This window comes from Granulicella sp. S156, assembly GCF_009766105.1.
Classification (GTDB): Bacteria; Acidobacteriota; Terriglobia; order Terriglobales; family Acidobacteriaceae; genus Granulicella.
Window position 1 is genome coordinate 229383 of record NZ_LMUH01000026.1, and the last position, 14510, is coordinate 243892.

Consider the following 14510-nt stretch of genomic DNA (forward strand, 5'->3'; position numbering starts at 1 on the left):
CATCCTGGTTGTATTTTGCATGCTCTTTGGAAGCCCTTTGTCGCTTTGTACTGCGGCGTTCGGCCAGGCCGAGCAGGGAACGATCACTGGCTTAATCAGGGACTCCTCCGGCGCAATCATTCGCGGCGCGAAGGTGTCCGCAACCGATGTGGCCACGAATACGGTGAGCTCTACGGTCTCGGACTCCAACGGCTACTATACGATTCCGTATCTTGCTCCGGGCACCTATAAAGTCACGGCAGAGGCGGACGGTTTCTCCCTATCTACAGTTTCCGGCATCCATATTACGGTTAATCTCTCGACAGGTATAAATTTGACCCTCAAGGTGGGGGCTCTCTCGCAGAACGTGACCGTTCAAGCAAATGCCATTCAGCTGGAGACGGAAAACTCTGAACTTGGAGGGACGGTATCCCGCCAGCAAATTATCGAGCTCCCGCAACTCGGACGCAACCCGTATAACCTGTTGGCCCTCCAGCCCGGGGTGCTTCCCGTGTATTTCAACGCCGGCATTCAGGCACAGATCAACGGCGGTATGGCAAACACGAGCAACGTTATGTTGGATGGAGCTACGCAGGGTAACAGTTCTTCAGGGGATCTCGCTTATACGCCACCCCTGGAGTCCGTCGGTGAATTGAAGCTCATCACAAATAATTATTCTGCGGAGTACGGTATGTCCGGAGGTGGCGTAGTTACCGCGGCTTCTGAATCGGGAACAAACGTCTTTCACGGTAGCGTATATGAGTATGTCCGCAATACAGACTTCAACGCTAATGGTTGGTATCCGAATCACGTGGGCCAGGCCAGAAGTACCTACCACGAGAACAACTATGGATTTAGCATCGGCGGGCCCGCGATCTTACCCAAGTTATATAACGGGCGAAACAAGACGTTCTTTTTTCTGAACCTTGAGTGGGACCCGCAGAGCACTCCAGACCTGATCACGGCGAGCGTTCCGACGGCAGCTATGCGTGCCGGCGATTTTTCCGGGCTCGTGGACCAGAATGGAAATCGAATTACGATTTACGATCCGAACTCGACAGCGTTGGTTTCGGGAACTACGAATACCTGGAAAAGAACTCCCTTTCCGGGCAATATCATTCCTTCCAGTAGGATGAGTAATCCGATTGTGCAGAAGGTACTCAGCTACTATCCAATGCCGAATACCTATGGTACTCAGGGAATTTATAACAACTATCAGGCTACTCCTACCAGGACGACGACACAAAATACCTTTCTTGCTCGTGTCGACCAGAATTTCGGAAGCAGTCACAAGGTTTTTGTGACGGTAGGACGCCATGCTTACACCGGTATAACTCCGTCTGTCAACATAGCATTCCCACAGACAGGGACCAACGGTGACCCAGGTGGCGCCACTAATACTGCGTGGACAGGGACAGTCAGCGATACATGGACCATTCGACCCAATTTGCTGGTGGAGTCCCGTGGAAACTTCGTTCACACCTTCTTTGGGACACTGATTCCAAGCCAGGGATTTGACGTTGGCAGTCTTGGCTTTCCTGGCTCTTTCGTTCAACAAACGGAAAGTAAGGTATTTCCTCAATTTGGTATTACAGACGAGAGTGGCCTCGGTATTCAAAACTCCGCTGTAGACTCAGATTCAGAAGGCAGCAATCAAGGACAAACTCACCTTACGTGGGTCACTGGTGCCCACACTGTGAGAGCAGGCTTCGATTATAGATTTGTCTATTTCAATCAGTATCGTCCTCTAAATCCAGCTGGAGATTTCACCTTTGACAGGAACTATACCCAGGGGCCCGATCCTACAGATGCCACGGCCGATGCCGGGTGGGGGTTTGCTTCATTTCTGCTCGGTGCGCCGGACGGTGGGTATACGACGAGGGATGCGTCGGCGACATCATCGCAAAAAAATATCGACGGTTATGTTAACGATGACTATAAAGTGACCCACAATTTCACGCTCAATCTCGGTCTCCGCTATGACGTTCTTACCGGTTGGACAGATAGATACAACAAGCTGACATGGTTTGATCCAACGACGCCCGATCCGGTCACAAAGCTTCCAGGCGTTGTGCAGTTCGCCGGGGTGAACGGAAATCCGAGACAGGAAAATGACACGGATTACAAGAATTTTGCGCCACGCCTCGGATTCGCATGGGAGGTTGGAGACAAGACCGCGGTGCGTGGTGGATATGGAATCTTTTATGTCACAAATAGTGATGGCAACGTCGCAGGCACTGGTTATCAGGTATCGACGAACGTCTATACGGGGCCGCCCCCTCCAGCGCCGAATACACCACCGGTAGGAGCAACTCTATCCAACCCGTTTGCAGCTGGGTATCTTCCTTACCCTGCTCCAGCGAGCTCTCTAGTAGGGCAAGGAATTGGTGCTCCATTTCGTCCTGGCACACTTCCAAGCCATCAGGATTGGAACTTGAGCATTCAGCGGTCGCTGGCCAGCAGCACCGTACTCACTGCAGCTTATGCCGGGTCCCGCGGAGAGCACATATGGTACAACCTGGATCGTAATGCGGCACCTATCGCGGACCTGAGCCTGGGTTCTAAACTCACGCAGCAGGTGACTAATCCTTTTGCAGGACAATTGCAGGGGGCATTGGGCGCACCTACGGTCGCATATAGTCAACTGCTACGTCACTTTCCGCAATATACCGGAGTGAGTTGGTACCACGATCCTGTCGGTGACTCTTACTATGATGCATTCACCATGCAGCTTCAGCATCGAGACGACGCACATGGGCTGTTTCTACAGGCGTCCTATACGCTCAGCAAAGGAATAAACAATGTGCCGGAGAGGTATGCCGGACGAAGCGGAGCAATCATTGATCCCGATAACCTGGGGCTATCGCGAGCAGTAGCAGAATATGATCGCCCCAATTATTTGGTGGTCAACTACATCTATCAACTGCCTTTTGGACGGGGACACCAGATTTTGGGCAAGGGCATTGTTTCTCATATCGTTGGTAATTGGCAGTGGAGCGGAATAACAACGTATGGTTCGGGAATCCCAGTTGTTATTACGGCCCCAAACAACACAAATCTGCCGGGTATCAATGCTGTTGCGGATAAATTGCACGACCCCCATCTAAAAAACGGATTGCAAAACCCAGAAAAATGGTTTGACACAACAGCCTATGCGGTTCCAGCACCCTACACGACTGGAACCGGGAGCCGCAACGAGCCGAATCTTCGCGAGCCAGCCTATGGCAATTGGGACATGAGTCTAAGCCGCAAACAACAGTTCGGCGACCGAGCGAGCTTTCAACTACGCTTTGAAGCCTTCAATACGTTCAATAACAGAAACCTTGGTGCCGTGGATGGCGGTGTGACAGATGGAACATTTGGCCAGGTTACGAGTAGCGGTCAACCTCGCAATCTTCAAATTGGGGCTCGCCTGGCATTCTGATAGGGCATTCACGCAAAGAACCGGAATGTATCCGAGCAGCTAATCATCTCAGAAAAACCATCTCTCCCTCTCTGCCCGTTGCGTATGACGCGGGCACCGTGAGCCTCACTCGTGTTTAAGAATGGATGATGTCCTCATGGACTAACCAATCTCGCATCTGCCGGAAATCATGAATTCTGACCCCTTGCTGAAGAGGTTGCTGAAGGGGTTCATCTCCTCCCCGAGAATCCTCCCTGGCGGTACGATTCATCCCGGCGATTGGATGGAAGGGGCGGCACGCCTTCTTTCAGCGCCTTGTACAATCGCAGTGTTCATCGATCGGGGTATAGCGCGTGCCAGCAATCATCGACTCGTCACATCAGCCAGAATTGGGGCGAGGACGTCGCAAACTTCTTCTCTTCGGCGCAATCGTATTTGGTGCCTTCATCGGCGGCCGAATCTCACTGTCCTATTGGGTCGATTTTCTCTGGTTTGGATCGCTGGGCTATGGCGAGGTCTTTTGGAAGACGGTGAGCCTGCAAGCGGGAATCTTCATCGTCTTTGCAGGGATCACGTTCCTCCTTCTGTACGGCGCATTCTCAATGATCCGGCGGTCTCACGAGGCCGATCTGCCGAGTGCTCGCGCGATCATCATCTCAGGACAGCCGATCACCCTATCGGTCAAACCTGCCTTGCGCGTCATTTCCTTTTGCCTTTCGATTGTTATTGCTGGCCTGGCCGGTTTCGAGCTGATGTCGGAATGGCCAACGCTAGCGCTGTTCTGGTCTGCGCCCCATGCAACGGGCGTAGTTACCGATCCGATATTTGGGAAGCCGCTGAACTTCTTCCTGTTCACTCTGCCAGCGTGGCAGGTCATCAACGACTGGCTTATGACGCTGGCGATCGTGACTTGTGGCGTAGCGGTATTGTTTCTCGTCATCACGAGCGGCTCTCGTGCACTCTCCAAACAACGGACGAGATATGGCTCGTCGCCCTGGCGGGGGCTCTCCATCACGGTCGCGTTTCTGCTGCTCGTCCTTGCTATGGTGGTGTATGTCGATCGGTTCCAGAGTTTGCTGGAGCATCACACGATCTTCGACGGCGTCACTTATACCGACGCTCATGTGATGATCCATGGGCTGCTCCTGGTCTGTATTGCTCTGGTCGTCGGTGCAGGCATCGCCGCGGTCAACGCTGTGCGAGAATCACGCGGACGATGGCTCGTGTTGGCAATCGCTCCCGCCGCGGTCTGCTATGTTGTGCTGGGGGTCGTTGGTTGGTATGTTGGAAACTTCATCGTAAAGCCGAATGAGCTGGTTCGTGAAGGACCTTTCATTGCCCACAATATTGAGATGACCCGACAAGCCTTCGGGCTCGATCGATTCGCACAGCACGAATTTCCTGCTGAAACCACGGTTGATGCAACCGATCCGGCTAACAATCAGCCCACGCTGCAGAACATCCGGCTCTGGGACTGGCATGCACTGCAGGATACGCTTCGTCAGGTCCAGGAGATTCGCACCTATTACGACTTTCCCGACATCGACATCGACCGCTATAACCTCGGCGGCACGACGCGCGAAGTGATGCTCGCTGCGCGCGAACTGAACGTCGAAAAACTTCCAATTAGCAGCCGAAACTGGATCAACGAGAAACTGATTTACACTCACGGCTACGGAGTAACGATGAACCCCGTCAACGGGTTCACGGCAGAAGGTTTGCCGACGTTGTTGCTGAGCAACATGCCTGTCCAGAGCACAGTGCCCGGTCTCAAAGTAACGCGCCCTGAGATCTATTTTGGCGAACTTACCAACACCGATGTGTACGTCAATACAAGGCAACAGGAGTTTGATTACCCGCAGGGGCAGAGCAACAACCTCACGTCCTACCAGGGAACTGGCGGTATTGTGCTGGGCGGTTTTCTGCGGCGGGTCATTCTCTCGATCGCTCGCGACGATCTTGGAAAGCTACCGTTCAGTGACGACGTCAATGCGCAGAGCCGGTTGCTGATGCGGCGCAATATACGTGAGCGCATTGCGACGCTGGCGCCGTTTCTGACCTTCGACCAGGACCCCTACATGGTGGTCGGCGATGATGGCCGGCTCTCCTGGGTCATGGACGCGTTCACATCCTCCGATAGCTATCCGTATTCGACTCACTACAACCTCGGCGATAGCCCGATCAACTACATGCGCAACAGCGTCAAGGTGGTTGTCGACGCCTATAACGGGGCCACCACTTTTTATGTCTTTGATGCCGAGGACCCGATTCTAACGGCGTATCGCCGTATCTTCCCAAGCCTCTTCAAGGATGCTGCCGCGATGCCAGCGGACCTTCGCAGACATGTGCGCTACTCCGAGGCGCTGTTTAAAGTGCAGTCGGAGGTCTATGGCCTGTACCACATGACGAATCCAGAGGTCTTTTTCAACCGTGAGGATCTATGGACAGTTGCCACAGAGACGGGGCCTGACGGTAACGGCGGACAAGCAGTTCAGGAGATGCAGCCAAACTTCGTCCTGATGAAACTACCCGGGGAAGTGGGGGAAGAGTTTGTGGAGATTCTCCCCTTCACGCCAGCTAACCGGAACAACCTTATTGGGTGGATTGCCGGGCGTTCAGACGGCGCTCATTATGGAACGGCAGTCGTCTACGATTTCCCCAAGACAAGACTTGTTGATGGTCCCCAACAGATTGAATCGCGCATCGATCAGAATGCACAGCTCTCAGGACAATTGACGCTATGGAATCAACAGGGCTCTCACGTATTGCGGGGAAGTCTGCTGGTCATCCCGTCCGGCCGCGCACTTCTGTATGCAGAACCCATTTACCTGCAGGCTCAACAAAGCCCTATGCCGGAGTTGCGCCTGGTTGTGTTGGCCCTGCAAGACAAGCTCGCTTACGGTCCCACATTCGAGGCGGCGCTGGCATCTCTTTTCGGAGGGGATGTTTCGTCGCTGCGTTCCGCGGAAACATCGTCAGCTGCACCAGCACCCCACGGCACAACCCCACCTGCGGAAGATATCCATGCACTCATCGCGGAGGCTGGCAAAGACTTTGCTGATTATCAGCAATTAACGGCGAAGGGAAAGCTTGCAGAAGCTGGGCAAAAGCTTGATGAGTTGAAGCTTGTGATCGACAAGCTAAACGCTCATGAGAAGTAGATTCCGGAAGAAAGATTTATTGTTAGCGACGGGGTTGAGCTGACGAGACTTTTGGATTGACTCTGAAATTATCCTTAAACTCGGGGAGATTCTGCTATGGTTTCTTCCACGCCATGTTGACCCTTCCCATTGCTCTCGTGCTCGCCTTCCTGCTCTCACCATACTCCGGACAGAACCCGTCCGAGATCGCTCCAAGCGGCACTCAAACCAAGGGTACCCCAGGCCCTGTTCAGATGACCGCCGCCCAGGACCACCAACGTCTCCTCGATCTCCTGCACATCAACACCCTGCGTCCCGGCGTCAAACATGACCCTAAAGCTGCCAACCCGGTTAACTTCGACGAGAGCAAGGCCAACCCCTGGCCTAATCTGCCCAATCCTCTGATTCTGAACAATGGCAATTCTGTCACTACCTCGAAGTTATGGTGGACTAAGCGGCGCCCCGAGATTGTAGAGGACTTCGATCGTGAAGTCTTCGGTCGCGTACCTGCTAATGCCCCAACGGTTCACTGGCAAGTTGTCTCAACAACACAAGGCTCCGACAACGGCATTGCCACCGTGACCAAGCATCTCATTGGCCATGTCGATAACTCAGCCTACCCGGCAATCGCGGTTAACATCGATGTCTCGCTCACTCTTCCTATCGGCCTGCCGAAAGCCGTCCCGGTCGTCCTCGAGTTAACCTTTGAAAATTACCCGCGTCCCACTGGCGTCGCCCCCGCGTCACCCCCTCCGCCTGAGAAGGAGCCTACCTGGAAGCAGCAAGTGCTGGCCAAAGGTTGGGGCTATGCTCTGCTTCAGCCCACTACCATTCAACCTGACAATGGCGCCGGTTTGACCCAGGGGATCATCGGGCTGTGCAATCACGGTCAGCCGCGCAAGCTCGACGACTGGGGTGCTCTCCGCGCCTGGGCCTGGGGTGGTTCAAGAGTCATGGACTATTTGGAAACTGACCCGGCCGTCGACGCAAAGCATGTCGCGATCGAAGGTCACTCGCGTTTCGGCAAAGCTGCTCTTGTCGCAATGGCCTACGACCAGCGTTTTGCTGTGGCTTACATTAGCTCAGCCGGTGCAGGTGGGTCTGCGCTTGCGCGCCATCGTTTTGGCGAGCAGTTGGAAAACGTTGCAGACATTGGCGAATATCATTGGATGGACGGTAACTACCTCAAATATGCAGGCCCGCTCACTCCATCTGACATGCCCGTGGATACACACGAGTTGATCTCCCTCTGCGCCCCACGGCCTGTCTTTATCGGCGGGGGTACTATCCAGGGCGATGGCTGGGCTGATACACGTGGCAGCTTTATTGCCGAAGTCGCCGCCGGTCCGGTCTACCGCCTGCTCGGCAAGAGAGGCCTTGAAACCACCAGCTACCCGCCCATTGAGACCGCCCTCATCTCTGGCGAGCTCGGTTTTCGGCAACACTCCGAAGGCCACACGCCTCTTCCCAACTGGCCGACCTTCATCATCTTCGCCAGTCGCTACATGTAAGCGTCTCCGCGTTGCACGTGTGAAGCATATAGATTCCATCCACGCGAGTTACACTAGCAATCCTCAGTGCACTGTAGCCGACATCCTCTATTGGCTGGAATATAGGAAGACCTACTGGGGAGTGTGGTGCTGAACTCTCGGTACGAAACTACTATGATATGCCCCCACATCCTGTGGTCAGTTGCACTGGTTCATATTGGTTCATTCACTCTATTGATCATTATTGTGGTTGCTGTCTACTATCAATTCCAACATCTATTCACAAACTATTCGGTTGGTAGAAGTGCCGAAGAGAAGCCTAACAAGGAGAAGTTTGCTCACGGATCGGCAGGACGTTGTAGCTCTGCCATCTTTCCAGGCTCGCCCGATGATGCTCATCGAAACAGACGTTGTCTCCGTGGATGGCATACATGTCTTTGCATCGTACAGTCGCACGATACGTACCAATTTGAGCGCTTCCACTTCGTCGGCATCGTCGCTATGATTTCAAAAGCAATCCTTGATGACATAACGATGGAAGAACGGCTGTCACAATAGCCATTCAGACCACAACTGACAATCCAATACGAATTCTTATTGCCGGGGATGGATAAACAAAATCCGAGGCCAAAACGTGTTCTATGGTCACCCCCGGCCCATCGGTAAACGAAAGGTAGTACATGCATACGAACGAGCAAACATTGAATCGCGGCTTGCGGGAACGGCACATTCGCCTGATGGCGCTGGGCTCAACGATAGGCGTCGGTCTATTCCTGGGTTCGGCCAGCGCAATCAAGCTCGCTGGTCCTGCGATCATGCTCTCTTACGTTCTTGGCGGAATCGCGATCTTCATTATCATGCGCGCTCTCGGCGAAATGGCTGTGCACCAGCCGGTTGCCGGCTCTTTTAGCCGCTATGCGCAAGATTATCTCGGTCCACTATCCGGCTATCTGACCGGCTGGAACTATTGGTTCATGTGGCTGGTCACCTGTATTGCGGAAATCACGGCAGTCGGCATTTACATGGCCGTCTGGTTTCCAAATGTGCCGCAATGGGCCTGGGCCCTGGCTGCGCTCGCAGCGATGGGCGCAGTCAATTTGGCGGCTGTCAAAGCCTACGGCGAATTCGAATTCTGGTTCGCGATGATCAAGGTGGTCACCATCGTGCTGATGATTGTGGCCGGCGCCGGCATGATCCTGTTTGGCCTGGGCAATCACGGTGTCGCCACCGGCATCAGCAATCTTTGGACACATGGCGGTTTCTTCCCCAACGGCGGGCGTGGCATGCTGATGGCTCTGCAGATGGTGATGTTTGCATACCTTGGTGTGGAGATGATCGGACTTACCGCTGGGGAAGCTGACAACCCGAAGAAGTCGATTCCCGATGCGATCAACTCTGTGTTTTGGCGCATTCTTATTTTCTATATTGGCGCCCTCTTCGTGATCTTGGCGATCTATCCGTGGAACGAGCTCGGCACGCATGGCAGTCCATTCGTCATGACGTTTCAACGGTTGGGCATCAAATCGGCGGCGGGCATCATTAATTTCGTGGTACTTACAGCCGCGCTATCTTCGTGCAACGGAGGTATCTACAGCACGGGCCGTATGCTCTATAACCTCGCAGAACAGGGACAGGCCCCGCGACTCTTTGCAGTCACTTCGTCAGGTGGTGTGCCTCGCCGGGCAGTTCAGGTGTCCATTGTCGCCTTGCTGTTTGGAGTGTTGCTCAACTATCTGGTGCCGGCAAAAGTTTTTGTATGGGTCACGTCGATCGCAACGTTCGGCGCTATCTGGACCTGGGCTGTCGTACTGGTAACGCAGATGAAATTCCGGAGAAGCCTGAGCAATACAGAACGCGAGCAACTGACCTTCCGCATGCCCTTCTATCCCTATGGTTCCTGGTTCGCGCTGGCTTTCCTGGCGCTCGTTATCGGATTGATGGCCTATTTCCCGGACACGCGAGTCGCTTTGATCATCGGCCCGCTATGGTTAGTGCTGCTGACAGCGCTTTTCTATGGGCTCGGGCTCAATAAGAATCGCACCTAGAGTTCCATTCCCACTGGGCCGTCTCCACTACAGGATGGTCTGCTTTCGTCGATCGTGGTAGACGGCGGAAGCAAACCATGAGGACAAGGATGATTTGGAACGTCGATGGTATCCGTTAACGCACAGGTAATGTCAGCAGTGCATCGAAGAGGCGAGCGGTTACCATTTTTAGAGTGTGCTCATCTAGCAGCTCAGGCACAAACTGTTCCTCAATTGCCAAAGCTGAGAGTATGGGGCCTAGTGTCGCAACTGCGGCAGAGCGACTCAAATCGTTGCCACTGGATCCAAAGACCTTTATGAACTCTTCTTCCTGGTGAGCCCGGGGAAGCAGTTCTTTATAGACTTTCTGGAGCCGTTCCTTCGACTCTGGATGGCGAATCGCGAACAGTTTGAACTCGAGCAGGAGAAGCGACCAGTTTTTATCGTCAAGTGTGCTCACATAGAACTCGCGAAATATATTCAGGCTCTGCTCTACGCTCGTCGATTCGGCAAGGTTCTCGTTCATGCGGTCCGCGTGGAGTGTCATTCGTTCCGCAAACAGTGCGATGAAGAGATCCTCTTTGTTCTTGAAATGAGCGTAGATGGCTCCTTTGGTGCGTCCCGCCAGCGACGCGATCTCTCCAAGTTCCGCGCTTTCATACCCATCGCGTACAAAGATTGTCTCGGCGGAGCGGAGGAGGAGATCCCTGGTTTCTTTCGTTCTAAGGTCGTTCTTGTTAGGCAGCTTTGTAGGCATCTTTTCTCATCTTCTCTGCAAATTTAGGATCGATCAGCGATCATGTACGTATTGGAGGTCAGCTTCAAATTGTATTGAAACTGCTTTGCTTCGGCTCGGGGATACAAGATTTGCCTCCGATCGATATAGCGATCATCTCGGCGTATTGCGTGACTGTGGCCTCTCGCTGCAATGTGCGTCGCTCTTTGCCTCAAGCAGCGCATTGCGAAGCTCTTGGTTTGTTTTGAGAAGGTCACAGATGAGCGAACGTAAGGACTGGAACTTGTATTTCATCTCTTGATAGGAATCAAAGCTCCGTAGATAACAGGTCTCGTCCGGTTCGTAGTTGCTACCCATATTCTCTCCGTTGTTGCCAAAGTCGCTGGATTGGTAAGCGACGAAGGTGAGGTCCTAAACAGATCGCGGTGTGGGGATCCCCGCGATCTGCAGGCCCGATGGAGCTTGAGTCATGCCAAAGTCCGTTTTCAGAATTATTGGAATAAGCCTGAATCTCCCACGCGACCGACCGGCAAAAAGTTAGCTTTGGGATAGGACAGCACCTTTCTGTAGCTGTTTTTGCGCCTTGGCCCACTTCTTCACGACTTGCTTTGCCAGTGTGTCGATTACGTTCATGCTTTCAGACTCGCCGCGCTGAGTGGCTTTGATCTGGTCATGGACTAACGTAGTGCCTTTTCCGTCTGTAATCTCCACGTCCAGGGTGATCTGGGTTACGCCAACGAAGAATCCCACAGGCCCCATCGAAGCGCGCTTCACCTGGCTCCCAGGCTTGAACGCTGTCGTGGAGAGCCGCATCGTGTACTGGGAACAGTTCTCTCGACCGTCAGTCACCCCATCCCGATCGACTTCAGTGCCTGGAACCTGATGCAAACGCTCAACGATGTGCTCATAAACAAGAACTCGATAGGCTACAGGGAAGTCGATTTGTCCAGACGCAGGCTGCTTCACCAGGATGGAATTTGGATCGACTCTCGCAGTGGAACAGGGGACATTCGATACATCATGCCGCACGTCTGCAAGCGGAGTGATAGTGTGAATGGCTTGTTCAGCCTCGTTGCCTGGCAGATAGAACACAGCCCCGTGATAGCGGCCCACACTGTCCACGAACTCCACGGTGAGCATGTCTCGTTGGTGATGCATGAAGGTGGCAAATGCCGCACCGCCCCCATAGGGAACCGCCATCCGCATCAGCCGCCCTTTGATCCCCCAAAGCTCTACACGCTCATTCCCGGCACTAAGCGCCACGATAGAGGAAAGGTCGATGGCAGAATTCGCCGATCTACCGGTGAACTTCAGCTGTTGAGGAGTAATGGTTAACGTTCCGTTCTCTTTAGCCTTTACGTCAGGCATGCCAAGTACATGGACCGCGTGTGTCGAACTCCATCCAGAGGACTGAACGACTGCCGAATCTTGCGTAAGGGAGGGAGCTACCTGCGCTGGAACAGGTAAAGAAAGAGAGCTTGCGATGAGGGATAGTACAAATCCTGCATGGAGAGGGCGGAGCATTAGTATTCCTTGGGAGGCTGGCTGCCTATATTTATACGTACTAGTAGGTATAAAACTTGATAAAGAGTTGAGCGTGGGAGGCCAAGTTCTAAATCTATAAACATACGTACTAGTAGGAATATATCATTGTAAGCGTCAGATTGCTTAAATATTTTCAAGAATGTCGTATGTCTCAAACGATAAAGGGTTTAGTGCATACGAACCATGCACGACAGGGTGAAATTTCTTGCAGGGCGCCTGGCAGCAGACGAGAGTCGTCAAACGGCTGCCGCCAATAAGGCTCCAAGCGGGAAGCGCTCGCATGAGTTCTGGGCTGCCCCAATTCAGAAGTGAACGACGAGATGTGCCTTTATCAGTACCGTTCGTTGCCAAATGCAAGCTATTGCGTAATCCTGCGGCCTCCATCCGTATACCCTGCGTATGTTCAAACAAGACATATCGACGGTTGCGAGAATGGACAGCGACACGAAACAAATCGCATTTGGGCTGCGCCATAGGGATGTCGCGCTCCTGCAGTCACTCGTCGAGCAGTATCAGTATCGTCTTGTTCGCTATCTCATCTATCTGCTGGGCAGACGCGATGGCGTCGACGATCTGGTACAGGAAACGTGGCTGCGGGTTCTCGAGCGTGGTTCCTCCTACGACGGATGCTCTCGCTTTGAACCCTGGCTCTTCACCGTCGCGCGCAATCTCGCCATCGATCAAACCCGTAAGAGGCGAACCTTTAGCCTGGACTCGAGTGACGACGAAGAGTGGGACGCCGGTGCGGCACCGCACACCTCAAATGACCCGTCCCCCTTCACCCTTGCGGCACGCACCGAAGATGCCGAACGGCTGGCCCTATCCATGCAGACCCTTGATCCGGTCTATCGCGAAGCGCTTGTCCTTCGCTTTCAGGAAGATCTATCGCTACAGGAAATCTCTTCCGTCGTCGCTGCTCCCGTCTCTACGGTCGCTTCAAGAATCTATCGAGGTCTCGCAACGTTACGGGTGCAGTTAGAGAAAGGAAATCATGCAATCTGACAATCACAAACTCTTTCAGCAAATGATCGACGAGACGCTTGCGTCCGGCGCTCCAGTCCAAGAGGATCGCGCTCTCCGCGAGCACCTCCAGTCCTGCGCTGTATGCGAGGAGTATCTCAATAGCAGCACTCGTGCTATCGCCACTCTCGCCGGTTTTTCCTTTGAAGTGAATCCGTTGCTTCACGCGAAAGTCTCCGCATCTCTCAGCCAGCGTGCACAACAACTCGGAGCTACACCGCTTAGCCGGCGGCGGTGGGCGTTCGCCTGCATCGGTGCCTTCGTTCTGACAGTTGCTGGAACATTGCTCGACCTCCAATTTCGCAGTCTGATCGCTGCATTCTTCAACGTGACGGACGTCCATGTACAGCAAGGGCTGCTGCACTTCTGGATCGTATCTTCCTTATCTCCTGTGCTGCTGTTTCTACTACTGCCGCTGTTATCTCGGCAGAAAGAGAGGGCTTTATGAAACATCGTCCATTTTTGAGTGTTGTGCCTAAAGCAATCCAGATCTGGGCTTTGGTCCTTGTTGGCGCTGCTGTCTCGATTGCCTTGGTGATAGGGGGATGGACCGCTGGAGCAGGCGCTCGCGCAGGCGAGGTATTGAGCACCATGTCACTCTTTGGTGGGGTTGCGTTGCTCTTCTCTTCCGTTATGGCTGTCTGGCTTCTGGGTGTTGGATTCGTCTATGCCGACGCACGCCAGAGAGCTATGCGTTCCGTGCCTTGGGTCTTAGCAGTTATTTTCTTTCCCCACTTGCTTGGATTTCTCCTCTACTTTGTCATGCGCCAGCCCATCACCGCGATCTGTACCCACTGCGGCATGTCTGTCTCGCCCTATCAGCGATTTTGCTCCTGGTGCGGCACCTCCCAGGTCCCACAGACCTCAACCGACGGTCCAGTTCTCGAAACCCGTTGAAAGGACAGACGGGTGAATCTGGCTTACGATGGGCAACTCAGCAGCTAATAGTGATTTTGTTACTGCGTTTGCCTTTCGGAGTAGCAGCGGCCTTTAGGCCGCGGAAATAGGACAAAATCTCTCTTGGGCTTTAGCCCTGGGCTTTTCGTTGGCATTGGCAAGAGGCCAAGGGCGAACGAGGTTGCTGAAAAAGTCGATGACTTCACTGAAGACGATTTTTGCTGTGTACTTTGCGTATGTAAAACCCTCAAAGATTTCGCAAACGTCGTTTGTAGG

General features: G+C 53.5%; 9 protein-coding genes. 7 read left to right on the plus strand and 2 right to left on the minus strand.

Annotated elements, in window-relative coordinates; all coding sequences use genetic code 11:
- Positions 1-37 precede the first annotated feature (37 nt).
- From GSQ91_RS22535 to GSQ91_RS22550, 4 genes are all read left to right on the plus strand, one after another.
- On the plus strand, positions 38-3403 hold the full coding sequence (locus tag GSQ91_RS22535; RefSeq protein ID WP_158824009.1) for a TonB-dependent receptor: 3366 nt from the start codon (positions 38-40) through the stop codon (positions 3401-3403).
- 332 nt (positions 3404-3735) lie between these two features.
- Positions 3736-6543 carry a UPF0182 family protein gene (locus tag GSQ91_RS22540; protein WP_254064829.1) on the plus strand — a complete coding sequence of 936 codons (2808 nt, stop codon included), beginning with the start codon at positions 3736-3738 and terminating at the stop codon, positions 6541-6543.
- A 113-nt stretch (positions 6544-6656) separates the two neighbouring features.
- On the plus strand, positions 6657-8033 hold the full coding sequence (locus tag GSQ91_RS22545; RefSeq protein WP_216845380.1) for a S9 family peptidase: 1377 nt from the start codon (positions 6657-6659) through the stop codon (positions 8031-8033).
- 659 nt (positions 8034-8692) lie between these two features.
- Positions 8693-10057, plus strand: coding sequence for an amino acid permease (locus GSQ91_RS22550; protein WP_158824010.1), 1365 nt, complete (start codon positions 8693-8695; stop codon positions 10055-10057).
- A 115-nt stretch (positions 10058-10172) separates the two neighbouring features.
- Here GSQ91_RS22550 and GSQ91_RS26140 read toward each other — a convergent pair whose 3' ends face one another.
- Together GSQ91_RS26140 and GSQ91_RS22560 are read right to left on the minus strand one after the other, a co-directional pair.
- A complete protein-coding gene (locus GSQ91_RS26140; protein ID WP_158824011.1) occupies positions 10173-10793 on the minus strand; it encodes a TetR/AcrR family transcriptional regulator in 621 nt (206 codons plus the stop codon).
- A 516-nt stretch (positions 10794-11309) separates the two neighbouring features.
- Positions 11310-12296 (minus strand): hypothetical protein, encoded by a 987-nt coding sequence (locus GSQ91_RS22560; RefSeq protein ID WP_158824012.1) that lies wholly within the window; start codon positions 12294-12296, stop codon positions 11310-11312.
- Positions 12297-12749: 453 nt separating this feature from the next.
- On the opposite strand from GSQ91_RS22560, the gene GSQ91_RS22565 reads away from it, so the two are divergent.
- From GSQ91_RS22565 to GSQ91_RS22575, 3 genes are read left to right on the plus strand one after another with little or no spacing between them, the layout of a single operon-like run.
- Positions 12750-13319 carry an RNA polymerase sigma factor gene (locus tag GSQ91_RS22565; protein WP_254064831.1) on the plus strand — a complete coding sequence of 190 codons (570 nt, stop codon included), beginning with the start codon at positions 12750-12752 and terminating at the stop codon, positions 13317-13319.
- On the plus strand, positions 13309-13785 hold the full coding sequence (locus GSQ91_RS22570; RefSeq protein WP_158824014.1) for a hypothetical protein: 477 nt from the start codon (positions 13309-13311) through the stop codon (positions 13783-13785). The genes GSQ91_RS22565 and GSQ91_RS22570 overlap by 11 nt, the downstream gene beginning before the upstream one ends.
- Positions 13782-14234, plus strand: coding sequence for a zinc ribbon domain-containing protein (locus GSQ91_RS22575; RefSeq protein ID WP_158824564.1), 453 nt, complete (start codon positions 13782-13784; stop codon positions 14232-14234). The genes GSQ91_RS22570 and GSQ91_RS22575 overlap by 4 nt, the downstream gene beginning before the upstream one ends.
- Positions 14235-14510: the final 276 nt, after the last annotated feature.

Coding starts and splice junctions, on each gene's coding strand:
- GSQ91_RS22575 (WP_158824564.1), top strand. CDS start 13,782: ATGAAACATCGTCCATTTTTGAGTGTTGTGCCTAAAGCAATCCAGATC.
- GSQ91_RS22550 (WP_158824010.1), top strand. CDS start 8,693: ATGCATACGAACGAGCAAACATTGAATCGCGGCTTGCGGGAACGGCAC.
- GSQ91_RS22570 (WP_158824014.1), top strand. CDS start 13,309: ATGCAATCTGACAATCACAAACTCTTTCAGCAAATGATCGACGAGACG.
- GSQ91_RS26140 (WP_158824011.1), bottom strand. CDS start 10,793: ATGCCTACAAAGCTGCCTAACAAGAACGACCTTAGAACGAAAGAAACC.
- GSQ91_RS22545 (WP_216845380.1), top strand. CDS start 6,657: ATGTTGACCCTTCCCATTGCTCTCGTGCTCGCCTTCCTGCTCTCACCA.
- GSQ91_RS22560 (WP_158824012.1), bottom strand. CDS start 12,296: ATGCTCCGCCCTCTCCATGCAGGATTTGTACTATCCCTCATCGCAAGC.
- GSQ91_RS22565 (WP_254064831.1), top strand. CDS start 12,750: ATGGACAGCGACACGAAACAAATCGCATTTGGGCTGCGCCATAGGGAT.